Origin of the sequence: Streptomyces chartreusis NRRL 3882 (assembly GCF_900236475.1) — a bacterium.
GTDB lineage: Bacteria > Actinomycetota > Actinomycetes > Streptomycetales > Streptomycetaceae > Streptomyces > Streptomyces chartreusis_D.
This window is the reverse complement of record NZ_LT963352.1, coordinates 1,451,732-1,476,275: the sequence shown is the minus strand read 5'-3', so window position 1 is coordinate 1,476,275 and position 24,544 is coordinate 1,451,732. Positions and strand designations below refer to the sequence as shown.

Annotated in this window: 19 protein-coding genes and 1 tRNA gene; 8 read left to right on the top strand and 12 right to left on the bottom strand. The window is 70.3% G+C overall.

Translation table 11 applies throughout. The annotated features are described in order from the left end of the window. Positions 1-1,236 carry a formyl-CoA transferase gene (gene frc / locus SCNRRL3882_RS06655; RefSeq protein WP_010045894.1) on the bottom strand — a complete coding sequence of 412 codons (1,236 nt, stop codon included), beginning with the start codon at positions 1,234-1,236 and terminating at the stop codon, positions 1-3. Positions 1,237-1,246: 10 nt separating this feature from the next. After that, positions 1,247-2,929 carry a thiamine pyrophosphate-binding protein gene (locus tag SCNRRL3882_RS06650; protein WP_010045893.1) on the bottom strand — a complete coding sequence of 561 codons (1,683 nt, stop codon included), beginning with the start codon at positions 2,927-2,929 and terminating at the stop codon, positions 1,247-1,249. 143 nt (positions 2,930-3,072) lie between these two features. Between SCNRRL3882_RS06650 and sucC the strand changes: the two genes are divergently transcribed. The 3 genes from sucC to SCNRRL3882_RS06635 are packed head-to-tail and all read left to right on the top strand — an operon-like array spanning position 3,073 to position 6,686. Further along, entirely contained in the window at positions 3,073-4,203 is a 1,131-nt protein-coding gene (sucC, locus tag SCNRRL3882_RS06645; RefSeq protein WP_010045892.1) for an ADP-forming succinate--CoA ligase subunit beta, read from the top strand. A gap of 9 nt (positions 4,204-4,212) precedes the next feature. Continuing rightward, positions 4,213-5,100 carry a succinate--CoA ligase subunit alpha gene (gene sucD / locus SCNRRL3882_RS06640; protein WP_010045889.1) on the top strand — a complete coding sequence of 296 codons (888 nt, stop codon included), beginning with the start codon at positions 4,213-4,215 and terminating at the stop codon, positions 5,098-5,100. Between the two features lie 44 nt (positions 5,101-5,144). Further along, positions 5,145-6,686 carry an aldehyde dehydrogenase family protein gene (locus SCNRRL3882_RS06635; protein WP_029181591.1) on the top strand — a complete coding sequence of 514 codons (1,542 nt, stop codon included), beginning with the start codon at positions 5,145-5,147 and terminating at the stop codon, positions 6,684-6,686. Positions 6,687-6,750: 64 nt separating this feature from the next. Here SCNRRL3882_RS06635 and SCNRRL3882_RS06630 read toward each other — a convergent pair whose 3' ends face one another. Then, positions 6,751-8,082, bottom strand: coding sequence for a DUF2254 domain-containing protein (locus SCNRRL3882_RS06630; protein WP_010045885.1), 1,332 nt, complete (start codon positions 8,080-8,082; stop codon positions 6,751-6,753). A gap of 142 nt (positions 8,083-8,224) precedes the next feature. Between SCNRRL3882_RS06630 and SCNRRL3882_RS06625 the strand changes: the two genes are divergently transcribed. Beyond that, positions 8,225-8,309, top strand: a tRNA-Leu gene (locus tag SCNRRL3882_RS06625). A gap of 1 nt (position 8,310) precedes the next feature. Here the strand turns inward: SCNRRL3882_RS06625 and SCNRRL3882_RS06620 are convergent. From SCNRRL3882_RS06620 to SCNRRL3882_RS06580, 9 genes are all read right to left on the bottom strand, one after another. After that, positions 8,311-9,528, bottom strand: coding sequence for an MFS transporter (locus SCNRRL3882_RS06620; RefSeq protein WP_102514758.1), 1,218 nt, complete (start codon positions 9,526-9,528; stop codon positions 8,311-8,313). A 125-nt stretch (positions 9,529-9,653) separates the two neighbouring features. After that, positions 9,654-10,625 (bottom strand): isopenicillin N synthase family dioxygenase, encoded by a 972-nt coding sequence (locus SCNRRL3882_RS06615; protein WP_010034427.1) that lies wholly within the window; start codon positions 10,623-10,625, stop codon positions 9,654-9,656. After that, positions 10,615-11,862, bottom strand: a complete 1,248-nt coding sequence (locus SCNRRL3882_RS06610) for a glycosyltransferase (protein WP_010034425.1) — start codon at positions 11,860-11,862, stop codon at positions 10,615-10,617. Before SCNRRL3882_RS06610 ends, SCNRRL3882_RS06615 begins: the two co-directional genes overlap by 11 nt. A gap of 55 nt (positions 11,863-11,917) precedes the next feature. Next, complete coding sequence (locus SCNRRL3882_RS06605; RefSeq protein ID WP_010034422.1) at positions 11,918-13,081, bottom strand: VOC family protein; 1,164 nt, start codon at positions 13,079-13,081, stop codon at positions 11,918-11,920. After that, the gene (locus SCNRRL3882_RS06600; protein ID WP_010034420.1) at positions 13,078-14,001 is read right to left on the bottom strand and encodes an SDR family oxidoreductase; all 924 of its coding nucleotides are present in this window, start codon (positions 13,999-14,001) and stop codon (positions 13,078-13,080) included. Before SCNRRL3882_RS06600 ends, SCNRRL3882_RS06605 begins: the two co-directional genes overlap by 4 nt. Further along, positions 13,998-15,062 (bottom strand): ROK family protein, encoded by a 1,065-nt coding sequence (locus SCNRRL3882_RS06595; RefSeq protein ID WP_010034419.1) that lies wholly within the window; start codon positions 15,060-15,062, stop codon positions 13,998-14,000. Before SCNRRL3882_RS06595 ends, SCNRRL3882_RS06600 begins: the two co-directional genes overlap by 4 nt. Then, positions 15,059-16,192: a sugar phosphate nucleotidyltransferase gene (locus SCNRRL3882_RS06590; protein ID WP_010034417.1), complete on the bottom strand. Its 1,134-nt coding sequence runs from the start codon at positions 16,190-16,192 to the stop codon at positions 15,059-15,061. Before SCNRRL3882_RS06590 ends, SCNRRL3882_RS06595 begins: the two co-directional genes overlap by 4 nt. 1 nt (position 16,193) lies before the next feature. Further along, positions 16,194-17,408 carry a sedoheptulose 7-phosphate cyclase gene (locus SCNRRL3882_RS06585; RefSeq protein WP_010034415.1) on the bottom strand — a complete coding sequence of 405 codons (1,215 nt, stop codon included), beginning with the start codon at positions 17,406-17,408 and terminating at the stop codon, positions 16,194-16,196. 56 nt (positions 17,409-17,464) lie between these two features. Further along, entirely contained in the window at positions 17,465-17,827 is a 363-nt protein-coding gene (locus SCNRRL3882_RS06580) for a hypothetical protein (RefSeq protein WP_010034413.1), read from the bottom strand. A 170-nt stretch (positions 17,828-17,997) separates the two neighbouring features. Between SCNRRL3882_RS06580 and SCNRRL3882_RS06575 the strand changes: the two genes are divergently transcribed. From SCNRRL3882_RS06575 to SCNRRL3882_RS06560, 4 genes are read left to right on the top strand one after another with little or no spacing between them, the layout of a single operon-like run. Beyond that, positions 17,998-19,905, top strand: coding sequence for a glycosyltransferase (locus SCNRRL3882_RS06575; protein ID WP_159399445.1), 1,908 nt, complete (start codon positions 17,998-18,000; stop codon positions 19,903-19,905). Between the two features lie 54 nt (positions 19,906-19,959). Further along, positions 19,960-22,038: an aldo/keto reductase gene (locus SCNRRL3882_RS06570; RefSeq protein WP_010034409.1), complete on the top strand. Its 2,079-nt coding sequence runs from the start codon at positions 19,960-19,962 to the stop codon at positions 22,036-22,038. Positions 22,039-22,072: 34 nt separating this feature from the next. Beyond that, positions 22,073-23,116: an NAD(P)-dependent alcohol dehydrogenase gene (locus tag SCNRRL3882_RS06565; RefSeq protein ID WP_010034407.1), complete on the top strand. Its 1,044-nt coding sequence runs from the start codon at positions 22,073-22,075 to the stop codon at positions 23,114-23,116. Positions 23,117-23,155: 39 nt separating this feature from the next. Further along, complete coding sequence (locus SCNRRL3882_RS06560) at positions 23,156-24,544, top strand: GH1 family beta-glucosidase (protein WP_102514757.1); 1,389 nt, start codon at positions 23,156-23,158, stop codon at positions 24,542-24,544.

Here is a 24,544-nt window from a genome sequence, read left to right as displayed (position 1 = left end):
TCAGATCACTCCGTTCGACTTGAGCAGGCGCACTTCCTCGTCGCCGAGGCCGAGTTCGCCGACGTAGACCTCTTCGTTGTGCTCGCCGAGGAGCGGCGAACTGGTCACCTCGACGGGGGAGTCGGACAGCTTGAGCGGGCTGCCGACGGTGACGAACTCACCGCGCTCGGGGTGCGGGACGGTGACGACCATCTCGTTGGCGACCAGTGACCGGTCCTCGATGATCTCCCTGGTGGAGAGGATCGGCCCGCACGGGATGTTGTGGGCGTTGAGCCGCTCCAGCACCTCCCACTTGGGCAGCGTCGAGGACCACTCCTCGATCAGCTGGAACATCTTGTTGAGCTTGGGCAGCCGCGCCTCGGGCGTCGCCCACTCGGGGTCGTCCGCCAGCTCAGGCCGGCCGATGAGCTCGCTGATCGGCCGCCAGCCCACGGGCTGCACGATGACGTACACGTAGTCGTTCGGGCCGCCCGGCGCGCACTTGACCGCCCAGCCGGGCTGGCCGCCGCCGGACGCGTTACCGGACCTGGGAACCTCGTCGCCGAAGTCCTCGTTGGGATATTCAGCGAGCGGCCCGTGTGCCAGGCGCTGCTGGTCCCGCAGCTTCACCCGGCACAGGTTCAGTACGGCGTGCTGCATGGCCACGTTGACCCGCTGCCCGCGCCCGGTGCGCTCCCGTTGGTAGAGCGCGGCGAGGATGCCCGCCACGGCGTGCACACCCGTCCCCGAGTCCCCGATCTGGGCCCCCGTCGCCAGCGGCGGCCCGTCCTCGAATCCGGTGGTCGACATCGACCCGCCCATGGCCTGCGCGACGACCTCGTACGCCTTGAAGTTGGTGTACGGGCCCTCGCCGAACCCCTTGATGGAGGCGTAGACGATCCGTGGATTGATCTCCTGGATGCGGTCCCAGGTGAAGCCCATCCGGTCGACCGCGCCCGGCCCGAAGTTCTCGACCATGACGTCGGAGCGCCGGATCAGCTCGGTGAGGATCTCCTTGCCGCGCTCGGTCTTGGTGTTGAGGGTGATGCTCCGCTTGTTGCAGTTGAGCATCGTGAAGTAGAGGGAGTCGACGTCCGGCAGGTCACGCAGCTGCTTGCGCGTGATGTCGCCGGTCGGCGCCTCCAGCTTGACGACGTCCGCGCCGAGCCAGGCGAGCAGCTGGGTCGCCGACGGCCCGGACTGGACGTGGGTCATGTCCAGGACGCGGATGCCTTCGAGGGCCTTGGTTCCTGTCATCGCGGGCACCTCACTTGTACATGGTCTGGTTCATGGTTCCGGGGGCGTACGCGTCGGGGTCGACCCAGACGTTGATCAGGGACGGCTTGCCCGACTCGCGGGCGCGCCTGAGGGCCGGGCCGATGTCGGCGGGGTCGCGGACCTCCTCGCCGTAACCGCCGAGCATCCGGGCGAACTTGTCGTAGTGGACGTCGCCGAGGGTGTTGCCGATCCGCTCGCGGTCCTTGCCGTACTTGGCGGCCTGGCCGTAGCGGATCTGGTTCATGGAGGAGTTGTTGCCGACGATGCCGACGAAGGGGAGGTCGTAGCGGACGAGGGTCTCGAAGTCCCAGCCGGTGAGGGAGAACGCGCCGTCGCCGAAGAGCGCGACGACCTCCTTGTCGGGCCGCGCCTGCTTGGCCGCCAGCACGAAGGGGACGCCGACGCCGAGCGTGCCCAGCGGACCCGGGTCCATCCAGTGACCGGGTGACTTGGGCTGCACGACCTGCCCGGAGAAGGTGACGATGTCGCCGCCGTCGCCGATGTAGATCGAGTCCTCGGTGAGGAAGTCGTTGATCTCGCTGACCAGCCGGTACGGGTGGATCGGTGAGGCGTCCGACTTCAGGTTCGGCAGCCGCTTCTCCAGAGCGGTCTGCTCGGCCGCCCGCAACTCGTCCAGCCACTCCTTGCGCTTCGACGCGCCGCCGTTGATCCGCCCGGAGGCCGCCTCGGCCACCGACTTCAGCACCAGCCCGGCGTCGCCCACGATGCCGAGGTCGATGTCGCGGTTCTTGCCGACCGTCCGGTAGTCGAGGTCGATCTGCACGACGGTCGCGTCCGGCGACAGCCGCTTGCCGTAGCCCATGCGGAAGTCGAAGGGCGTACCGACGATGACGATGACGTCCGCATTGGAGAAGGCGTACCGGCGCGACAGCTGGAAGTGGTGCGGGTCGCCGGGCGGCAGGGTGCCGCGGCCGGCGCCGTTCATGTACGCCGGGATGTTCAGCGTGCGCACCAGCTCGATGGCCGACTCGGTGCCCCGGGTCGTCCACACCTGGCTGCCGAGCAGGATGGCCGGTTTCTCGGCGTGCACCAGCAGGTCGGCGAGCTTTTCGATCGCCTCGGGGTCGCCGGCCGAGCGGGTCGAGGCGCGGTAGGCGCCGGTCTGCGGCACGCGGGCCTTGGACGCGGGCACCTTGGCGTCCAGCACGTCGCGCGGGATCTCCAGGAAGGAGGGGCCGGGCGCGCCGTGGAAGCACTCGCGGAACGCCATGGACACCATGTCGGCCGCACGCGCCGTGTCCGGCACGGTCGCCGCGAACTTGGTGATGGGGTTCATCATGTCGACGTGCGGAAGGTCCTGGAGGGACCCCATCTTGTGCTGGGTGAGGGCCCCCTGACCGCCGATCAGCAGCATCGGCGACTCCGCGCGGAAGGCGTTGGCGACACCGGTGACGGCGTCGGTCGTCCCCGGTCCCGCGGTGACCACCGCGCAGCCTGGCTTGCCGGTGATGCGCGCGTAACCGTCGGCGGCGTGGGCGGCGACCTGCTCGTGACGGACGTCGATGACCTCGATGCCCTCGTCGACGCAGCCGTCGTAGATGTCGATGATGTGGCCGCCGCACAGTGTGTAGATGCGCTCGACCCCCTCGGCCTTCAGCGCCTTGGCTACGAGATGACCACCGGAGATCACGTCCTGGGTGTCGTCGGGCATGGCGAAGTCCTGTCCCTTCGTAGGGGGTTGGAACGGCTCGCAGTACATTGCATACAGTCGACGAATACTGTATGAAGCTTGTTATCCCGCATCCGGTGGGGTGGTGTCCAGGGGGCGTGCGGCACTTTCAGTCAGGAGCCGAAATGGACCTGTACGAACACCAGGCAAGGGAACTCTTCGAAGAACACGGCATCTTGGTGCCGCGGGCCGAGGTGACGGACTCACCCAAGGAGGCCCGTGAGATCGCACGCCGGCTCGGCGGCCGGGTCGTGGTGAAAGCCCAGGTGAAGACCGGTGGGCGGGGCAAGGCAGGCGGTGTGAAGCTCGCCGCGGACCCGGCAGCCGCCGAGCTCACCGCCCGTCAGATCCTCGGTATGGACATCGAGGGACATCGGGTCGGCACGGTGATGCTGGCCCAGCCCGTGGACATCGGGACCGAGTTCTACGTGTCCTACGTACTCGACCGCGCGGCGGGCGGTTTCCTCGCGATCGCCTCGGCCGAAGGCGGTATGGACATCGAGGAGGTCGCCGCCACCCGTCCCGACGCCGTGGCCCGCGTCCCCGTCGACCCCGCCGAGGGCGTCACCTCCGCGAAGGCGGGCGAGATCGCCGAGGCGGCCGGACTGCCGCCGCAGACCGTCGACGTCCTGGTACGGCTCTGGGAGGTCCTGGTCCGCGAGGACGCCCTCCTCGTCGAGGTCAATCCGCTCGTCCGCACCAGGCAGGGGCAGATCCTCGCCCTCGACGGCAAGGTCACCCTCGACGACAACGCCCGCTTCCGGCAGGCACGCTGGGGCGCGGACGACACCGAACACGACGACGCGCTGGAAGCGGCGGCCGCCGCCAAGGGCCTCAACTACGTCAAGCTCGACGGCGAGGTCGGCGTCATCGGCAACGGCGCCGGACTCGTCATGTCGACCCTGGACGTGGTCGCGGGCTGCGGCGCGCGTCCCGCCAACTTCCTCGACATCGGCGGCGGGGCGAGCGCCCGGATCATGGCGGACGGACTGTCGGTCATCCTCTCCGACCCGGCCGTGAAGTCCGTCTTCGTCAACGTCTTCGGCGGGATCACCGCCTGCGACGCCGTCGCCGACGGCATCGTCCAGGCGCTGGACACCGTCCGCCTCACCAAGCCGCTCGTCGTGCGCCTCGACGGCAACAACGCGCCCCGGGGCCGCGCCATCCTCGACGAGCACGCGCATCCGCTGGTCCAGCAGGTCACCACCATGGACGGCGCCGCCCGCCGTGCCGCCGAACTCGCCACCACAGCCTGAGGGGACGTCATGGCCATCTACCTCACCAAGGAGAGCAAGGTCCTCGTCCAGGGCATGACCGGAGGCGAGGGCATGAAGCACACCCGGCGCATGCTGGCCGCCGGCACGAACGTCGTCGGCGGCGTCAACCCGCGCAAGGCGGGCCGCACCGTCGACTTCGACGACCGGGCCGTCCCCGTCTTCGGCACGGTCGCCGACGGGATGCGCGCGACCGGGGCCGACGTCACCGTCGTCTTCGTCCCGCCCGCCTTCGCCAAGGCGGCCGTGGTCGAAGCCGCCGACGCGGGCATCGGCCTCGCGGTCGTGATCACCGAGGGCATCCCCGTCCACGACTCCGTCGCCTTCACCGCGTACGCCAGGGAGAAGGGCACCCGGGTCGTCGGCCCCAACTGCCCGGGCCTGATCACCCCCGGCCAGTCCAACGCGGGCATCATCCCGGCCGACATCACCAAACCGGGCCGCATCGGCCTGGTCTCCAAGTCGGGCACGCTGACGTACCAGCTGATGTACGAGCTCCGCGACATCGGCTTCTCGACGTGTGTCGGCATCGGCGGCGACCCGGTCGTCGGCACCACGCACATCGACTGCCTCGCCGCCTTCCAGGAGGACCCCGACACCGAACTCATCGTCCTCATCGGCGAGATCGGCGGCGACGCGGAGGAGCGGGCGGCGGCGTACGTCCGCGAGCACGTCACCAAGCCGGTCGTCGGCTACATCGCCGGGTTCACCGCACCCGAGGGCAAGACCATGGGGCACGCCGGCGCCATCGTGTCCGGCTCGTCCGGCACCGCGCAGGCGAAGCAGGAGGCGCTGGAGGCGGCCGGGGTGAGCGTGGGCAGCACGCCGACCGAGACCGCGCACCTCGTGCTCGCTCGCCTCGGAGAACAACGGCAGTGAGCCAGGTCCCGCCCCCGACCGTGCACCGAGAGCGGAGCAACCCGATGGCACCCACCCTCACCCTCAAGTCCGGAACGGGCTGGCCCGACGCGTGGCAGCGCTGCCTCGCCGTCGCGCCCGAGGCCTTCCGCGACGAGCGGGTCCTCAACCTCTGGAACGCCGCCTGGCAGGCGGACGGCCGGGTCCTGCCCGCCGTCAGCCCCGTCGACGGCAGCCGGATCGCCGGCCCGCCGCGCCTGGACGGGGCCACCGCCCGCCAGGCCGTGCGCGCCGCCCTCGACCAGCACCGCGCCTGGCGTCACGTACCGCTGCCGGAGCGCCGGGCCCGCGTCGCGGCCACCCTCGACGTCCTCGCCGAACACCGCCGACTGCTCGCCCTCCTGCTCGTCTGGGAGATCGGCAAGCCCTGGCGGCTCGCCCTGGCGGACGTCGACCGCGCCATCGACGGGGTCCGCTGGTACGTCGACGGCATCGAGGAGATGGTCACCGGCCGGGCCCCGCTGGACGGACCGGTGTCCAACATCGCCAGCTGGAACTACCCGATGAGCGTGCTCGTTCACGCAGTGCTGGTCCAGGCACTGGCAGGCAACGCGGTCATCGCCAAGACCCCGACCGACGGCGGCGTCGCCTGTCTGACTCTCGCCTCGGCGCTCGCCGCCCGCGAGGGGATCCCAGTGACCCTCGTCAGCGGCAGCGGAGGCGAGCTGTCCCAGGCGCTGGTGCGGGCGCCCGAGATCGGCTGCGTCTCGTTCGTCGGCGGCCGCGACACCGGCGCCGCGGTGGCCACGGCCGTCGCCGACCTCGGCAAACGACACGTCCTCGAACAGGAGGGACTCAACACCTGGGGCATCTGGAACTACTCGGACTGGGACGCGCTCGCGGCGGTGGTCCCCAAGCTCTTCGACTACGGCAAACAGCGCTGCACGGCATACCCGCGCTTCGTCGTCCAGCGGCACCTGTTCGACGCGTTCCTGGCGGCGTACCTCCCGGCGGTCCGCACGCTCAGGGTCGGTCACCCGCTCGCCGTGGAGCAGCCTGACGACCCGTACCCCGAGCTGGACATCGGGCCGGTCATCAACGCGGCCAAGGCGAAGGAACTGCAGGACCAGGTCGCCGAGGCGATCGAGCGCGGCGCGGTACCGCTGCACCGCGGCAGTCCGTCCGACGCCCGTTTCCTGCCCGGCCAGGACACCTCGGCCTACGTCCAGCCGGTCACGCTCCTCAACCCGCCCCGGTCCTCTCCGCTGCACCACGCGGAGCCGTTCGGCCCGGTCGACACCATCGTCCTGGTCGACACGGAGGCGGAGCTGCTGGCCGCGATGAACGCCTCGAACGGCGCGCTGGTGGCCACGTTGTCCACGGACGACCGGGCGACCTACGAGCGACTCGCACCGCAGATCCGCGCGTTCAAGACCGGCCACGGCCGGCCCCGTTCCCGCGGCGACCGTGACGAGCTGTTCGGCGGGCTCGGCGCGTCCTGGCACGGCGCGTTCGTCGGCGGTGAGCTGCTGGTGCGCGCGGTGACACGGGGACCGGCGGGGGAGCGGCTGCCGGGCAACTTCCCGGAGTACCAGATGCTGCCCTGAGGCCAGGCCGTCGCGACCGGCGCCGGATCACCACGCGGTCGTCACCGCGGGTCTCCGGCGCCGGTCAGCCGATGCCCTGCCGGTCCGGGCGCAGGGCGAACGCCCGGTCCGCGGGGGCCGGCCCGGACCGGTCCACCGCCTGCCGGAGCAGCTCGCGATGGCGGAGCAGCGGCTCCCGCCGTTCCGGCGGCACGAGCATGAGCAGGTCGTCCAGCCCGGCCAGCATGCGCCGCGAGACCTGCGGGCTCCCGGTGGCGCACCCCCGTACCTCGGTGAACCCGAGATCCACCAGCTGGGTCCACCCCGGCACGGGCTGCACCAGCCGTACCGCCCCGCGCCGGTCCCGGTGCAGGGCGGCGTCGAGCGGTCGCCGGCCGAGCGCGGCCAGGAACTGGACGATGCGGTCCAGCGCCTGGACGGCGGTCGTCGGATCGTTGATCGCGGGTGACAGGGCGCGCAGCGCGATGTCGGACAACTGGCGCAGTCCGAAGCCGAGATCCTGGTGGTAGGTCCGCTCCACCCCCACCGAGATCGTGTAGCGCAGGGCCCTGCGCGACGGGGCCGGCCCGCCGTGCACGGCCAGCACGGGAGTGCCGGGCACCACGAAGTCGCCGATCCGCGGGATCAGCCGCAGCACGACCCCGTGCTTGCGCGCCACCCGCACCAGTCGCGCGATGTTCACGTCCCGCAGCACCCCCGCCCGGCCCTCGTGCGGCACCCACGCGGTCGCGGCACCGAGACGGGCGGCGTCCGGCCCGCCCGCCGGCACGGGCATCGAGGTGGCCACCCGGAACGACTCCGCGGCGATCCGCGTGATCACATGGCTGATCCGCATCAGCCGCAAGGTGGTGTTCACGTACAGCACGAAGAGCAACAGGCTCAGCGCGACCATGCAGAGGGTGAGGACCGACTGCACCAGCGGAACCGTGGTGACGGCACGCGGGTCGTCGGTGGTGTCGAAGGAGGTCAGCACCAGCAGGGTCAGCACGAAGGTCGCCAGGAAGACCGCGAAGGTCGCCTTGGTGATCCGGCTCCGGACGAAGAGCCGTACCACGCGCGGGGTGAACTGCCCGCTCGCCATCTGCACGGCCACCAGCGAGATGCTGAAGACCACGCCGATGAAGGTCATCATCGCCGAGCTGACCGTGCTCACCACGGCCTTCGCGTCCTCCGCGAACCGCAGCAGCTCGTCGAGCGTGTCGTAGTCGCGGTCGTCCTGGAGCGCTTCGACGACGGCCGTGTCCAGCGCCCGGGCCCCCACCCAGACCACGAAGACGCTCACCATCGCCGCGGTCGGGGCGAACCAGAACGTGTCCCGCAGATGCTCCCTGAGCGGCGACAGCGCACGGGGGCGGCGCCCCGCGTTGGGTCTCTGCGTAACCATCCAGTCACTCATGGTGTGACCCTAGGTGCATCGGGCGGCGAGGTCCCGGACCCCCGCCCTGGGGAAGGAAACGCAGGTGAAAGGCACTGCGAAACCTTGGTATGGTTGTCCATGTCGCCGCGGGGCAGAGCCCTGGCAAGGCGGCAGACACCTGGTCCGGGTGGCGGAATGGCAGACGCGCTAGCTTGAGGTGCTAGTGCCCTTTATCGGGCGTGGGGGTTCAAGTCCCCCCTCGGACACTTACTTGGTATTCCTCGCATGCCGGGCTGCGATGACCATGACGACCGTGGACAGCAGGGCGATGCCGGCGCCGACGTAGAGCGGTGAGGTGTAGCCCAGGCCCGCGGTGATGGCGAGGCCTCCGAGCCAGGCGCCGAGGGCGTTGCCGACGTTGGACGCGGACACGTTGGCGCTGGCCGCCAGTGCCGCTCCGTGCGCGAAGTCGGTGACACGCGTGATCATCCCGGGCACGCTGGCGAACCCGGTCACCCCCATCACGAACACCAGGACGACCGAGGCGGTCGCGCTGCCGGCCAGCAACCCGAACAGGGCCAGGGTGAGGGTGAGTGCGAGCAGGGCGAGGACCAGGGCACGGTCACGGTCGCGGTCGGCCGCCCGCCCGCCGACCAGGTTGCCGACGACCAGTCCGACGCCGTAGACCATCAGCAGCCAGGCGACGTCCGCCGAGGCGAAGCCGCTGACCTCGGTGAACGTGTAGGCGATGTAGCTGAACGCACCGAACATCCCGCCGTAGCTGAGCGCGGTGGCCGCCAGCGTCAGCCAGACCTGCCAGGACCGGAAGGCCCGCACCTGCGCCCGCAGGCCGCCGGGCGGGACCGGGTCCGGCCCGCCGGCAGTCGCCGCCGGCCCGCCCGGGACCGGTTCCGTCCCGGTGGCCGGATGCACCCGGCCCGCCCACGCCGGCACCAGCGCGGCGATCCCCGCCAGCGCCAGCACGCCGATCGCGGTGACCGCCCAGAACGCCGCCCGCCAGCCCCAGCGCTCACCGACCAGCGCCCCGAACGGCACGCCCAGCACGTTCGCGACCGTCAGCCCGGCGAACATCACCGCCACGGCCTGGGACTTCTTCTGCGGCGCGACCAGACTGCGCGCGACCAGCGAGCCGATGCCGAAGAACGAACCGTGGCACAACGCCGCGACGATCCGCCCGAGCAGCATCACCGGGTAGTTCGGGGCGATGGCGGAGAGCAGGTTGCCCAGCACGAACAACGCCACCAGGCCGACCAGGACCGGCTTGCGCGGCAGCCGTGCCGTCGCCGCGGTCAGCGCGATCGCTCCCACCGCGACACTCAACGCGTACCCGGAGATCAGCCAGCCCGCAGCCGCCTCGGACACCGCGAAACTCGACGCCACCTGCGGCAGCAGCCCGGCGATGAGGAACTCGGTCAGACCGATGCCGAACCCGCCGAGCGCCAGCGCGACAAGACCACTCGGCATCCGGCTCCGTGCCCTGTCAGGCTCCTGTAAGGCCAGTGTGGAGTTGTCGTCGCCCATATGGCTCTCGTGGCCTCTCGCGTGGCGTTCCGTCGGATTGCGGGCAGTGAGCCCCGGTACGTGGCGTGTCAGCCGAGCGTCAGACTGGCGCCGACCTTCTCCAGGATCGACTCCCCGGCGACGACCGGGCCCATCCCCTCGCCGCCTCCCGCCGGAGCCGCCAGGGGGACGACCTCCGTGTCGGGATCCGTCTCGAAGAAGTAGACCAGGGACACGAGTTCCTCGTCCGGGGCCGCGTCGCTGGGCGCGAGTACACGGTGCCGGAGTGAACGCCAGCGGCCGTCCGTCCACAGGTTCATCAGGTCGCCCAGGTTGACGACGAGGGCGCCCGGCTCGAAAGGTGGCTTGAACCAGCCGTCCTCCTCGTTCCAGACCTCCAGGCCGCCGACCCCCTGCTGGCGGTCGAGCAGGCTCAACGTGCCGAAGTCGGTGTGCGGACCGACCCGCATCTGGCCTTCCACCACGCCGCCGACGGTCCGGAGAGAGGGGTACCAGTTGATGTTCTGGGTCCACGTCGCCCGCTGTGACCTGGAGGTGAAGAAGTCCTCCGGCAGGCCGAGCACCGACGCCAGGACGCCGAGCACCTCGTGGGCCACCCGAGTCATGTGGCCGGTGTACTCCAGCGCTGTGTCCCGCAACTCCGCCTGTTCCGCGGGCCACTTGTTGCGCGGGTAGTACGTCGCGTCGAACGTCGGGTCGCCGGTGCGGTGGGAGGGGCCGACGTGATACGCCTCGTGGAGATCGGGCGTGCCGGCCTGTCCGTCGACGGCGCCGACGTCCAGAGCACCCAGGCCGCGCCACCCGTTGTCGTAGGGACGGCTGACGGCGTACTGCTGCTTCACCTCGCCGGGCAGCGCGAAGAACGCACGTCCCTGCGTGCGCATGCGCTCGGTGAGGTCGGGCGGGACGTCGTGTCCGCGCAGGAGGAAGAGGCCGGTTCGGCGCAGGGCGGTATCCAGCGCCGCCCCGATCTCGGAGCGTCGCGCAGTGTCCGCTGTCCTCCACTCGGTCAGGTCCAGAACGGGGATGTCACGAGACATGGCTGCCTGCCCTTCGTTCGTGCCGGTCACCGGTCGCGGTGGTCCGCGCAAAGCGGTGGATGTCGCCGATGGGTGCTGAGGACGGCCCCCAGCTCAGCGCGGGGATGTGGGCGTTGACGAGTTCACCGTCCTCGCGCAGCACCGCGGAGGACGGGTGGTACATGTGCAGCAGGGGGTCGTGGTAGTGGTCCAGGGCGGAGTTGATGTCCATGCGGTAGGCGAAGTCGTTGTCCTCGCCTCCCCAGCCCTCGAAGCGTTCGTCCATTCCGCCGATCCGGTGGAAGGCGCTCGTGCGCACCCAGACACAGCACCCGGGCGGTCGCCGCAGTACGAACGCCCGCAGCTGATCGGTGGCCACCTCGGCGGCACCCCGCCAGAGCCGCTCCTCGATCGCCCATGAGGTGGCGGACTCGTCGAGGCACCACATGTCGCGGTAACTGAGGTGCCCCATGGTGCCGGGGTGATGGAAGCGGGCCACGTTGCGCGCGATGAAGTCGCGGTCGACCAGGGCGTCCGCGTCCAGAATGCAGACGATCTCCGCGCGCCCCGGAGCGTTGACCACTCCCACGTTCACCGCCCAGGACTTGTTGAAGTCGCCCGGCTTGTACGCGAAGAGGTAGTGGTCCGTCCGAGGCGAAACGGTCTCGCGCCAGCGCGGGACGTCGTCCGTCTCCACCACGGCGACCTGGTAGAAGTCACGCGGTACGGACTGGTCCCGCAAGGCCAGCAGACAGGCCAGCAGGTTACGCAGGCGCGACCCCGGGCCCCGGTCGCGGAACGGCACGACGACGAGTACCCGGGGGGTGCCGCCGGGCGGCAGACCGGCACCCGGCGGCAGTGTGCCGAGCCGCTCCGCCCCCACCGTGGCCTGGCCGGTGCCGGTGTAGCACCGGCCCAGGTGGTATCCCAGGCGTGAGTTGGACTCCGCCTCCCAAGCCCGTTCGAAGAGCGTGTCGAGGCCCGCCCCGCCGCCCTCTGCGGCGAGTCGGACCAGACGCATGCGCAGGGCGTCGTGCAGAGCCGGGTCGGCTGGGCGGACCCGCAAGGCGCCGACCAGGCGCTCGACGGTCTCGTCCCCGGTTCGTTCCGCCGCCTGCACCACGGCTCGGCGGTAGGCAAGTCCGCGGTCCCAGTAGAAGATGCTGGCCTCACGGGCCTGGGGATCGAAGTCGACGGCCAGCGTGGTGACGACGGCCGTGGCCAGGAGTTCCGGATCAGTGGGTGTCAGCGTCGCCACACTGGCGTCCTTCCGTTCGTCGGCCGGATGGGTGTCAGGGCCTCGTGCGGGCCGTTCAACGGCTCCACCACCGCTCACCGTCCGCCGCCCGGCGTCTGGCGGTCGTGCCGCGCTCGTAGGGCAGGCTGCCGTCCGGCATGTGCACCACCTCGATGTACAGCCCGATTCCGGTCCGGACGTACACCCAGCGGTCGCCGGCCAGAGGGCCCTGCGGGATGGTCTCGGGGGCGCCGAGCACGGTGCAGCCCGGCTGTGCGGCCAAGTACGCGGCTGCCTCGTCGACATGGTCCACGTACAGCGCCAGGTGATTGCCGCCCACGTCGCTGTTGCGGGGCCAGCGCCGGCGCGCGCCGGACGAGTCGTGAAAGCAGTTGAGTTCGACGTTGTCGGTGGGGCCCATGCGCAGGGCCACCTGGTGCAGGGTGCCGCCCTGCGGCACACCCAGGGCGGCGGCCGACTCCGGGTCGGTGAGGTCGGCCGTCGTGCGGTAGAGCCGTTCGGCGCCCAGGACCTCCGTGAAGAAGCGTTCGGCCTCGTCCAGGTCGGCCACGGTCCAGGCCAGGTGGTCGACACCGCGAGCTCCGGGCAGCGCGGCGGCCGCGCCGGAGCCGTCGGCACCGTTGTGCCACGTGCTGCCCGGGAGGAAGCGGCGCGCCGATGTCTGCCGTTCGTACGGCAGTGAGCCCGGCACCGATCGCAGTTCGAGCGGCATGCCCCAGGGCGTGGTCACCCTGACCCACCGCATCCCCGCTCCGGGCAGCCCCTCAGGCACGGTCCGCACGGGTCCGTAGGGGTGCCACGGCCCACGCTCCCGCAAGGCCGCGACGGCGGAGTCCACGTCCGTCACACGGAGGGCGAAGTGCACGCTGCCCAGGTCGTTCGGCCGGGGTGGAACGTCACGGTGGTCGGGCGACCGGTAGACGAACAGCTCCAGGTTCGTGGTCGGCCCGAGGCGCACCAGGGCTATCTCCGTGTCGGCCCGGGGATGAACGTCGAGGTGCTCGCGCATCCAGTCGTCGTCGTGCGCCAACGAGGGCAGGCGGTAGACGAGTTCGCCCCCCAGCACCCGCACCGTGAAGTCGATCGCACGGTCGAGGTCCGGCACCGTGAAGGCCAGGTGATCCACCCGGCGGGCGCTCGGCACGCCCCGCCGCGCGGCGGCCCGGGCCGGTGGTCCGAGGGGTGGTGCGCCGTCGGGCGCGCCGGTGTTCGTCGTCACACGGTGCTCCTCGGAGTCGGGGAAGTGTGCCGGTCGATCAGCAGACGGCTGCCTTCGCGGACCGGCCGGGGAGCCAGGTCGGCCGTTGCCGGGTGCGTCGCGAGCAGACCACTCGACAGACAGGTGGAGGCGGGGCGGCCGGCGTAGCGGCCGTTCTCCCGCGGCTCCGCCGTCACCAGGGCCGGCGAGGCGCCCAGCTCCTCGGCGATGAGGGCCGCCCACTCGGCCCGCGACAACCGGTCCGGTCCGCCGAGGTGGAGAAGCCGCGGGGGTGACTCCGCCCTGGCGAGCGCGGTGGTCACCTCGACCACGTCGTCGAGGAGCACCGGCGTCGTCCACTGGTCGAAGGGGGCGGTCACCCGCTCGCCGGCCCGGAGGCGGTGCACACACGAGGCGAAGAAGTTGAGCCATTTCGTGCTCGTGGCGGGCTCCCAGCCGTAGATCAGGCTGACGCGCAGCAGCGTCACGGCCGGCAGCTCGGCCAGGATCTGTTCGGCGGCGAGCTTCGCCCGCCCGTAGGCGTTGGCGGGTCGCGGCGGGACGGACTCGTCGGGCGCCCCGGCGTCCGCGTCGAAGACGTTGTCGGTGGAGATGAAGACGACGCGCCGGTTCCCCGCCGCCCGCACCACCTGCCTGGCCGCCTCGGCGTGCCCGTGCGTCGCCTCTTCGGGGTGCTCCTCGCACCAGGTCACGTCCGAGGGACCGTGCACCAGAACGACAGTGTCCGCACGCACGCGCTCCAGCGCGCGTCCGAAGGCCCCGTCCTCGGTGATGTCGAGAGGGACCCAGGCGTGCACGACGCCGTCGGCGGGTGACGCCGGAGGCGTCCGGGAGGCGAGGACCGCCTCGTCACCCGCTCTGGCCAGGCGACCGGCCAGGGCACTGCCCACGAAGCCGCTGCCGACGACGAGGGTCCTCATGTCCCGCCTCCGGTGCACGCGGTGGCGGGCAGCGTCCGGGTCAGCAGCCTCGCCATGCCGATGAGGCAGTGGTCGTCGTCCGCGGCGCCCAGCGAGAGCATGTCGCGGATCTCCGCGTCGCCGAGGCCGAAGCAGCCCAGTTTCGTCAGTTCCTCGCCGAGCAGGGTGACGAACCGGTGCCCGACCGCGACGGCGAAGCCGCCGATGAACAGATAACGCCGTACGCCGATCGCCGTGAAGATGCAGTTGACGGCAAGAGCCAGCGGGACCAGACAGCTGCGCAGCACCTGGGTCGCGAACGCGTCGTCGGCGCGGACGGCACGGGCCAGGTCCTCGTTGGTGATGCCGGCCGGGTCGCCGCCCGCGGGTTCGGCGAGTGCGGAACGGCCGAAGCCGTCCGGGTCGCCCGCCGCGGCCCGACGGGCGGCCAGCAGCACTCCGCGGCCGGACGCCATCCCGCCGAGGTGGCCCCGGCCGCCGCATTCACAGGGCACGGCGTCCTCGCCCGGGTCGACGCGCCAGTGGCCGATCTCACCGCCGTGCCCGGAGTCCGAGACCAGCACCTCGCCGTTGCGGAAGACCTTGTGCCCGATGCCCGAACTGACGGTGATCAGGCAGAAGGGATCGGGCTCGGCGGCCGCGTAGCGCCAGGCGGCGGCGGTGATGTCATTGGCCACGACGACCGGCACGCCCAGCCGCCGGTTCAGGATGTCCGCCAGGGGCAGGGGAGCCGCGGCCCCTCCCCACAGAGTGGGCCCCGCCAGCACGGTGCCGTCCTTCGTCATCGGCCCGGCGAAAGAGACGCCGACTGCGCTCGCCCCCTCGCCCCCGGGCGAGCCGAGGTAGGCCTCCAACTCCCGGGTGAGCTGGTCCACCACCCTGTCCTGCAGCGCCTGGGCGGGCAACTCCCGGTAACGACCCAGGCCTTCGGTCGGCACGCGGCGGACGGCCGCGGCTGAGGCCGCCCCTTCGGTGATCCGGCCGATCCGCAGCGTCGTACCGCCGAGATCGGCGACGACGAAGCCGCGCGGAGCCCCTGTCGCCAGGGACGGTGCGGTCATGAGGCGACACCCCCGAGCACCGGAGCCGGGTCGCAGCGCTGTACGGTCCCGTCCTCCAGGAGGATGGCCGATTCCAGCTCGGCACCCTCGGGGACCACCGTCCCGGGCAGCAGCACACAGTCCCGCACGCGCGCACCGGCACCGACGGTGACCCCGGGATACACGACGCTCTCCGCCACCCGGCCGGCGTTGACCCAGTCGCCGGGAACGATGCTGGAACGAACGGCACCCTCCCGCTCGATGTATCGCCGGGGCACCCCGGGGCGAACGGTGAGCGGCAGCTCGGCCAGGCTCAGAGTCGGACTCCCGCCCAACAGGCCGCGGTGGGCCCGGTGGTAACGCTCGACGGTTCCGATGTCCTCCCAGTAGCCGGTGACCTCGTACCCGCGGATCCGCTCACCGGCGGCGAGCATGGCGGGGATGACGTCGCGGCTGATGTCGTGCTGCCAGTCCGTTCCGTCCAGGCGTTCCAGGTGACGGCGCAGGGCGCGAGCGTCGAAGACGCAGAAGGCGGCGAACACCAGGTCGCTCGTCGGCTGCGCCGGTTTTTCGACGAATCCGGTGAGGTTGCCGGCGGTGTCGAACTCCACCATGCCGAACAGGTGCACGTAGCGACGCTCGATGCGCTGGTACGACACGGTCAGCGCGGCCCTGTCGGCACGGTGCCGGCGGATCATGTCGCCGTAGTCGAACCGGTAGACGTGATCGGCGTGCAGCACGAGCACCTCGGACGTGTCGTCACCGAAGATGTGCTCGGCCTTCTTGATCAGTGCGTCGGCCGTGCCGCGCTCGCTGGGCCAGGTGCGGTCGGGCAGCGCCGCGGGAACGCCTCCGCCAGGGACACTCGCCCGGGCCTGCCGGTACGCCTCGTCGTACGGGCCGAAATGCACACGGAAGTCGCCCGGGCTCCCGTTCCAGACCGCCTGAAGATCATCCATGAGGCGTCGCTCCTCGTACTGTGACAGCAGCAGCACCTCCCGGAAGCCGGAGCGGCGGGCGTTGGCCAGGCTGAAGTCGATCAGCCGGCTGGTGCCGCCGAAGGGGACCAGAGGTTTCAGCCGGCCGCGGCCGAGAGGGCCCATGCGGCGGCCCTCGCCACCGGCCAGGAGAACCGCGCGTACGCCGTCCATGTCACGCTCCTCGCTTTCCGGACGTCATGGCCGGCACGTCCGCGCCCCCGCGGAGATCCACCAGCATGTCCAGGGCCGCGTCCACCTCCGTACGGCTGACGTCGTTGACGAAGCGGACCCGGCCGATCCCGTCGGGCAACGGCAGCAGCTGCTTGCCGTCCCGGTGCTTGACGGTGTCGGCGAGCCCCCCGGCCATGAGTTCCGGTGTGCACACCGGGTGCCAGGCCGGCAGCTCCAGTCGGTCCATGACGCGCAGGATCCGCGTCAGGTCACCCCGGTCGAGCAACCGCCGCCGGTGGGCGAGCACGGCGCTGAACGCCATGTCGATGCAGACGGCCTCGCCGTGCAGCAACTCGGGCAGTGCCGTCATCTCGATCGCCGGCGAGAACGAGTGCCCGAAGTCCACGAGCCTTTGCAACTCGTGCTCCCAGAGGTTGGGCTGGAGTTCTTCGAGCATGCCGCCGATGGCCCGTGCCACCACCTCTTCCGCCACCCCCGCGCCGTCGGACGAACCCGCCGACTGCATCCGCTCGTCGACGAGGCGCGGGCCGTGCGCCTCCAAGTGCTCGAACAGCGCCGCGTCCTTGACCAGAGCCATCTTGAGGATCTCGGCGATCCCGTTCCGCAGGTGCCGGGGTGTGAGCGTCCGCAGGAACTCCCGGTCGATCAAGGTGACGGCGGAGGGGTGGTACGTCCCCAGACGGTTCTTGTGCCGGCGGAAGTTGACCCCGGTCTTCGCGCCGATGGCCGCGTCCACCATGCCGATGAGGGTGGTGGGCACGCGCATGTAGGGAGTGGACCGGCGATACAGGCTCGCGGCCAGGCCGACCAGGTCGGTGAGGACACCGCCGCCGATGGCGATGACGGGTTCGCGGCGGCGGGAGATCCCGAAGGCGTCCATCGAGGCGACGATCTCGAAGACCGTATCCATGCTCTTCACGGACTCGTGCGCGTCGACCACGCATATCTCGTGCTCGACTGCCTGATGGGCGAAGTACGCGCTGATCCGCGCCCCGTACAGCCTGTGTACGGTGGCGTCGACCACGACGAGGCGGCGCCCGGACCGTGCTCCCGCCGGGCCGCCCGCGGTGGCCAGCGTCGAGTTCGACGGGTCGAGCAGGCCGGGGCTCAGTACGACTTCGTAGCTGACTTCCTTGCTGGTGCTGACCTGCCAGGTGTGCTGTGCGTACCCCCTGTGGCGGGCTGGCTCCGCCACGGTGCGGCGGGGGCGTAAAGCCTCTGACGTCGAATCGGACTGGACTGTCATGTTCGTCAAGCCTTTCCTCGCATCGAGACATGGCTGTGCCGGCCCTTGGTGCTCCCGACGGGACGCCACCAGGACAGGGCGACGCTGTCGGCATCGAGGCAGTCGGGCTGTGCCATCGATTTCTGCGCGTGCCGGAAGGCCGTCATGGTGGCGGCGATGTCGTTCGTGGTGACGGTGAACACTGCGAGGTGGCTTCCCGGGCCGAGAACGTGCGGATCGTCGCTCTCGACGAGGGCGTATCGCTCGGCAGTGACGAAGTCCGGGACCTGTAGCACCTCATCGAGATGGAATTCGTCGTACCAGCGGTGGTACTCGGGTTCCTTGCCTGGTGCGGGGCGCGTATGGACGGCCAGAAAAAAGGTTGCCAATGTGCTCTCCCCCAGGGATGGGGCTACTGATTCAAGACCGCACGTCAGTGAACGGTCAAGAGCTTCCGGGAATTTGCCCTGCCTCCATTCCTTCTCGATTGATCCTCGAGTGACGTTCGAGTGGAGCGCCCGACTCTGTGTCACACGCTCTCGAGAAGAGGACTGATCCCTTGCGGATTGTTGAGTGCCACTACGAGTTCACGGGCTTCGACGACAGCCTCGTACGAGCGGGCACGTCGGTTTATCTGTGGAACCTGGTCCGGAAGTTCCGGGACGCCGGCCATGATGTGAGTGCGGTCACCCCTGCTCATGGTCTTCTCGGAACTCTGGCCGCGAGGCATCCGGTGGAGGATCTGCCCTGGGAGCTGGACGAGGAGGTGCCGGTCCGGCTGGACCCGTGCGTCTGGAACAGTCACCCCGAAACCGTCCGTCTCCGCCTCTCGGTTCGCGCCTCCCGGATAACGGTGGACGGTATCCCGATCGTGTTCCTGAGCGGCGGCCTGCTCGATCTGTATTCGGATGCTCTTTACCCTCCGGCGGAACACGAGGGAAAAGACATCGGATTCCTGAAGCCCCTGGCCTTCCAGATAGCGGCCGCCCGTTATCTGGCCGACCGGGAATCCCCGGGGACCGTGGTGCACCTCCATGAACCCCGCTATCACTACCTGCTGCCGGCCGCACTCGCCGGCCGCGGGCTCACCGTGGTGTCGACGGTGCAGACGAACCACCCGGTGAACATGAAGGTGTACGGGCCGGAAGTGCGGGGAGTTCTCGAACACCTGGGAGCCGACGCCTCGGTGACCGACGGACTCGTCGATCCTCCGCTGGACTCGTACCTGCACCGGGCCATGCGTGCGTACCTGCCGCGGACCGCGCTCTACGCCGACCAGTCCACGGAGTCGGCGGCGGACCACGTCAGTACGCTCGCGGTCGTGCTCCGCGCGGTCGCGGCACTGGACTTCCTCTCCGAGGGACAGATGCAGCACCTGCTCACGCAGGGCGGCACCCCCTTCGAGCAGCTCTTCGCGGAACTCGCCGTCGCGCGTGAACTGCGCCGGTACAAGGACCGCCTGGTCGTCTGCGGTTGCGCCATCGGCGACGAGTGGCTGACCGTCGAGCGAACCGGCGACCGGCGCCGCCGGACCCTGGGCGGGCTGGGGCTGGACCCAGGCCTGCCGACCATCTACCACGCCGGGCGCTACGCGTTGCAGCACAAGGGCCAGAAGGAGGTCTTCCGGGCCGTCGCGCGGCTTCTCGACGACGGTGTGCGCTGCAACGTGCTGCTGCACTGCCTCACCGCCGGGCCGCTCGACGACGCCGACCTCACCGGCCTGGCATCCCGGTACCCCGACCTCGTGCGGGTCCGCACCGAGGCGAGGACGACGACCGAGCTGATGGACTGGGCGCTGGCGAGCGATCTGTCGGTGTTCCCTTCCAAGTTCGAGCTGGACACGTTCGTGATGGCGATGGGCGAGGCCATGTCGGCGGGAACGATCCCGGTCGCCACGGCACAGCGGGGCATGGCGCACTTCCAGCACGCGTTCGACCTCGAGTCGCCTGGAGCCGCCGGTCTCGCGGTGCGGCGCTCGTTCCGTGTCGACGATCCGCTGCTGACGCAGGAGGTGTACGAGGGCCTGCGCCATCTGGTGAAGCTGATGGAAACCGACCCGGAACGGGTGTCGGCCCTCCGGGCGAGAGCTGTGGCGGTGGCGCGCCGGTTCACCTGGGACGCCGTGGCCCGGCGCTTCCTCACGGTGTTCGACGCGTGCCTGCGGGGCGAGGTCCCCTCGGCCGCGCTGGCGACGTCGTTTCCCGAGCCCGGCAAAGACGCGCCGAGCGCCGAACGGTGCGGAACGGCCGTACCGGAACGGGACCACGTCCTCGTTCGGTGGGACGACACCGAAGCCACGCAGGTCGAAGTCGTCTTCCCCGGTTCACCACCGGAGGTCGTGGCGCTCGATCCGCAACCGGACGGCTCCTTCGCAGGGCATGTTCCGCACCGGGGCGCCTCGACTCTCGCGGTGCTGGTGACCAGGTACGACGGCGGAGCGGCCTGGGCGGAACTGGCCGTGTCGTAGATCCCGGCGCATCGTCTCCCGGCCACCGTCGGCCCCAACGAATCGAGGACGGACATGCCCACGATCAAGAACGAGAAGGACTCGGCCGCACTGCGCCTGGCGATCCTCGGCTCCGGAAACATGGCGCGCCGGTTCCTGAAACAGTTGCCGGACAGCCGGCGGTGCGAGCTGCGCGCGATCGGCGACCGAGATCCGGAGCAGGCCCGCCTGCTCTGCGACGAGGTCGGCGACCTCTTCGCGGGCGACCCGATCTGGGGCACCGAAGACGACGTGCTCAGCTCTGCCCAGGTGGACGCGGTCTACATCGCCACGGTCCACACCACGCACGCCCGGCTCGCCATGCGGGCCGTCGCAGCCGGCAAGCACGTGCTGTGCGAGAAGCCGCTGACGGTCAACCACGCGCAGGCGATGGCGGTCGTGGACGCCGCGCAGCACACCGGAGTCCGCGTGGTCGAGGCCATGATGTTCCGTTTCCACCCGCAAATGGCCGCGGCCCGTGAACTCGTGCGCACCGGTGAGATCGGCGAGGTGCGTCACATCGACGCGGGATTCGCCTTCTTCGTACCCACCGACCCGAAGGCGCCCACGATCGTCACCGCCGACCTGGTCATCCCCGACGCGGGAGGCCTCACCGGGCGTCTGTTCGATCCGCAGCTCGCCGGTGGCGGGATCCTGGATGTCGGGTGTTATCCGATGTCCATCGCGCGTGCGATCGCGGGTGCCGCGGCGGGAGTCGACTTCCTTGAGCCGGTGAGCCTCACCGCCGACGGGAGCGTAGGCGAAGCCGGCGTCGACGAGTGGGCGATCGCGCGGATGCGGTTCGGCAACGGGGTGACGGCGTCCTTGCGGACCGGTGTGCGCATGGTCGACAACAACACCGTGCAGATCGTCGGGTCGAAGGGCACGATCGAGATGCTCGACCCCTGGGCGCTCTCCACGAGTCCTCAGGTGATCATCCGCCGTGTCGGACACCTGCCGGAACAGCGCACGTTCCCTGCGTCGGGCGCGTACGCGCTTCAGATGGACGCCTTCGCCGAGAGCGTGCGCGGCCCGGAGCCGGAGCAGCTCAGCAATGAAGACTCCCTGGGGAACACCGCGGCTCTCGACCGGTGGCGCGCGGCGATCGGGGTCCGCTACCCGTTCGAGCGGGACGACGCGACGATCACCACGGTGTCCGCGTACCCGCTGAGTGTCCCCGCGCCGGTCGGTGGGGCGGACCACCGCGGCCCGGGGCGGATCGAGGGGCTGGACAAGCCGCTCTCGCGGATCGTCATGGGATGCGACCACCAGCCCGATCTCTCCACCGCGTCCGCGCTGTTCGACCACTACGTCACGCTCGGCGGCAACGTGTTCGACACCGCCCACTTCTATCTCGACGGCCAGGCCGAGCGCCGACTGGGCAAGTGGATCGCCGACCGTGGCATCCGTGACGACGTGGTGGTGATCGGCAAGGGTGCCCACACGCCGGACTGCAACCCGGAGGCGCTGAGCCGTCAGCTCCTGGAGTCCCTGGACAGACAGGGCACCGGTCACCTCGATGTCTACCTGCTGCACCGCGACAACGAGGACATACCGGCCGGCGAGTTCGTCGACGTCCTCAACGAGCACGCGGACGCCGGCCTGGTGCGCGTCTTCGGCGGCTCGAACTGGTCGATCCAACGGGTGGAGGAGGCCAACGCCTGGGCACGCGCCAACGGCAAACGCGGCTTCTCGGTGCTCAGCAACTACTTCGGTCTCGCCGAGCCCCACGACTTGCCGTGGCCCGGCTGCCTGGACGCGTGCGACGCGGAGTCGATGCGCTGGCTGACCGAACGGCAGATGCCCCTGCTCGCCTGGTCGGCCCGCTCCCGCAACTTCTTCGTCCGGGCCGATCCCTCGGACCTGACCGACGAACTGCTGGTGCGGTGCTTCTACGGGTGCGAGAACTTCGAGCGGAAGCGGCGAGCCGAGAAGCTGGCCCGTGACCACGGAGTCTCGCCCTCGGCGATCGCCGTGGCTTATGTACTGCACCAGCCCTTCCCCACGTTCGCCATGTACGGGCCCAAGACGCTCGCGGAGTCGCGCGCGAGCTTCAGGGCCGTCGAGATCGACCTGTCCGCGGAACAGGTCGCATGGCTGCGAGGTGAGTCGTGACCAGCTGTCCCGCAGGACCGGCGGGGTCCCGGTCATGAAGACGCCCGCTCTGGCCGTCGACGTCGCGGGCGGCCCCTTCGTCCCCACGACGCTCGACCGGCGCGAACCGCGTGGCGACGACGTGCAGATCGATATCGCCTTCACCGGGATCTGCCACAGCGACCTCCACCGGGTCCAGGGGGACTGGGACAACGGAGTCTTCCCGATGGTCCCGGGACACGAGATCTCCGGCGTGGTCGGCGCCGTGGGTGAGGACGTGTCGGCGTACCGGGTGGGAGATCGCGTCGGCGTCGGCGTGATGGTCGACTCCTGCGGGACTTGTGAGCACTGCGTCGGCCACCAGCAGCAGTTCTGCGTCGACGGGGTCGTCGAAACATACAACTCCCGTGCCTACGACGGATCGTTGACCTACGGCGGGTACAGCCGGAGCATCGTCGTCCGGGAGCCGTTCGTGCACCGCATCCCGGACGGCATCGAGCTCAGTGGTGCCGCCCCGCTCCTGTGCGCCGGGATCACGGTGTACTCGCCACTGCGCCGCTGGGGTCCGGTCGCCGGCCGGAAGGTCGCCGTCGTCGGCATCGGCGGGCTGGGGCACCTGGCGGTGAGAATGGCGGCCGCGATGGGGGCCGAGGTCACCGCCCTCAGCCGTGGCGGCGAGAAACGTGCCGACGCCCGGCGGCTGGGAGCGGTCGACCACCTGGCGACCGAGGGCCCATCCGGTCTCGGCGGTTCCCGGAACCGGTTCGACCTGATGCTGAACACCGTCTCGGCGCCGCTGGACATGGACCCTTACCTCGCCGCGCTCCGGCCCGGAGGGGTCCTGGTCAACATCGGAGCCCCGGGGGTCCCGCTCAGCTGTGACCCGTTCTCGCTCATCGCGGGGAACAGGGCCATCGCCGGTTCGATGATCGGAGGGTCGGCCGAGACCAAGGAGATGCTCCGGTTCTGCGCGGAGAACGACATCTCCACGGAGGTGGAAGTGGTCGACGCGGCGGAGATCGAGTGGGCGTACCGCCGTGTCCGGGACGGCGACGCGCGGTACCGCCTCGTCATCGACGCCACGACGATCGGCACGTGAGTGTTCTGCCCGCTGTTTCGAGGGAAAGGGCTGCAAACATTGTCTGCCGAGAAGGACTTGCGTAGGTTCCCGGCCGATTTCCGGTGGGGAGTGTCGACGGCGTCCTACCAGATCGAAGGAGCCGTCGACGAGGACGGCCGCGGCCGATCCATCTGGGACGTCTTCTCCCACACGCCGGGGACCATCGCCCGGGGGGACAACGGTGACGTCGCCTGCGACCACTACCACCGGTTCCGCGAGGACATCGCGCTGACCCGTGATCTCGGAGTGGGGGCGTACCGCTTCTCGGTGGCATGGCCCCGGATCCAGCCGGAGGGCCGCGGACCGGTGGAGCGCCGGGGAATCGACTTCTACCAGCGGCTGGTCGACGAACTCCTCGACGAGGGAGTGGAACCATGGCCGACGCTCTATCACTGGGACCTGCCCCAGGCCCTGGAGGAGCGTGGCGGGTGGCGCGTCCGGGACACCGCCGAGCGCTTCGCCGAGTACGCCGCGCTCGTGCACGACGCGCTCGGCGACCGCGTCACCTGGTGGACGACCCTCAACGAGCCCTACTGCGTCGCCTTCCTGGGGCACGCCACCGGCGAACACGCTCCCGGCGCCCGGGAAGGACATGGAGCACTGGCGGCCGCACATCACCTGATGGTCGGGCACGGACTCGCCGTGCGGGCGATGCGGGCACAGCAACGTGGCGAGGAGAAGTTCGGCATCACCCTCAACCTCAGCGACGTCACGCCGGCTTCGGAGGACCCGGCCGATCTGTCCGCCGCCGAGCGGCTCGACCTTCTCCAGAACCGGGTGTTCACCGATCCGCTCCTGGGCGGAACCTGGCCCAAGGGGGAACCGGAGGTGTGGTCGCAGATCAGCGACTTCGGATTCCGCGATGCGGACGACCTCGCGCTGATCCGGCAGCCCCTGGACTTCCTCGGGGTGAACGTCTACGCACCGGCCTACGCCAAGTACGCGCCCACGGCGGACCCGGACCCCGCCTTCCGGACGGCGGCCGACATCGACGTGGAGCGCGTGGCGCCGGCGGAGCTGCCGCGCACCGCGATGGGGTGGCCGGTCGAACCGGCCGCGATGACCAGGCTGTTGCGCCGGCTCGACGAGGACTACGCACTGCCTCCGGTCTACATCACCGAGAACGGCGCGGCGTACCGCGACGTCGTCGACGCGACGGGCTCCGTTCCCGACCCCGAACGCATCGAGTTCGTCGACGCCCATCTCGGGGCGCTCCAGGCCGCCATGGCGGAGGGAGTGGACGTCCGCGGTTACTTCTGCTGGTCCCTGCTGGACAACTTCGAGTGGGCCTACGGCTATGCGAAGAGGTTCGGACTGGTCTACGTCGACTACGACGATCTGCGGCGGATCCCGAAGTCCAGCTACTACTGGTACCGGGACATGATTCGTGCCCAGCGCGCCGGGTAG

Bases quoted from the DNA above. Each gene is read 5' to 3' on its own strand.
- SCNRRL3882_RS06600 (WP_010034420.1), bottom strand. From the start codon at position 14,001: ATGAGGACCCTCGTCGTCGGCAGCGGCTTCGTGGGCAGTGCCCTGGCC.
- frc (WP_010045894.1), bottom strand. From the start codon at position 1,236: ATGACAGGAACCAAGGCCCTCGAAGGCATCCGCGTCCTGGACATGACC.
- SCNRRL3882_RS06635 (WP_029181591.1), top strand. From the start codon at position 5,145: ATGGCACCCACCCTCACCCTCAAGTCCGGAACGGGCTGGCCCGACGCG.
- SCNRRL3882_RS06570 (WP_010034409.1), top strand. From the start codon at position 19,960: ATGCCCACGATCAAGAACGAGAAGGACTCGGCCGCACTGCGCCTGGCG.
- SCNRRL3882_RS06650 (WP_010045893.1), bottom strand. From the start codon at position 2,929: ATGCCCGACGACACCCAGGACGTGATCTCCGGTGGTCATCTCGTAGCC.
- SCNRRL3882_RS06620 (WP_102514758.1), bottom strand. From the start codon at position 9,528: ATGCCGAGTGGTCTTGTCGCGCTGGCGCTCGGCGGGTTCGGCATCGGT.
- SCNRRL3882_RS06630 (WP_010045885.1), bottom strand. From the start codon at position 8,082: ATGAGTGACTGGATGGTTACGCAGAGACCCAACGCGGGGCGCCGCCCC.
- SCNRRL3882_RS06565 (WP_010034407.1), top strand. From the start codon at position 22,073: ATGAAGACGCCCGCTCTGGCCGTCGACGTCGCGGGCGGCCCCTTCGTC.
- sucC (WP_010045892.1), top strand. From the start codon at position 3,073: ATGGACCTGTACGAACACCAGGCAAGGGAACTCTTCGAAGAACACGGC.
- sucD (WP_010045889.1), top strand. From the start codon at position 4,213: ATGGCCATCTACCTCACCAAGGAGAGCAAGGTCCTCGTCCAGGGCATG.
- SCNRRL3882_RS06595 (WP_010034419.1), bottom strand. From the start codon at position 15,062: ATGACCGCACCGTCCCTGGCGACAGGGGCTCCGCGCGGCTTCGTCGTC.
- SCNRRL3882_RS06615 (WP_010034427.1), bottom strand. From the start codon at position 10,625: ATGTCTCGTGACATCCCCGTTCTGGACCTGACCGAGTGGAGGACAGCG.
- SCNRRL3882_RS06590 (WP_010034417.1), bottom strand. From the start codon at position 16,192: ATGGACGGCGTACGCGCGGTTCTCCTGGCCGGTGGCGAGGGCCGCCGC.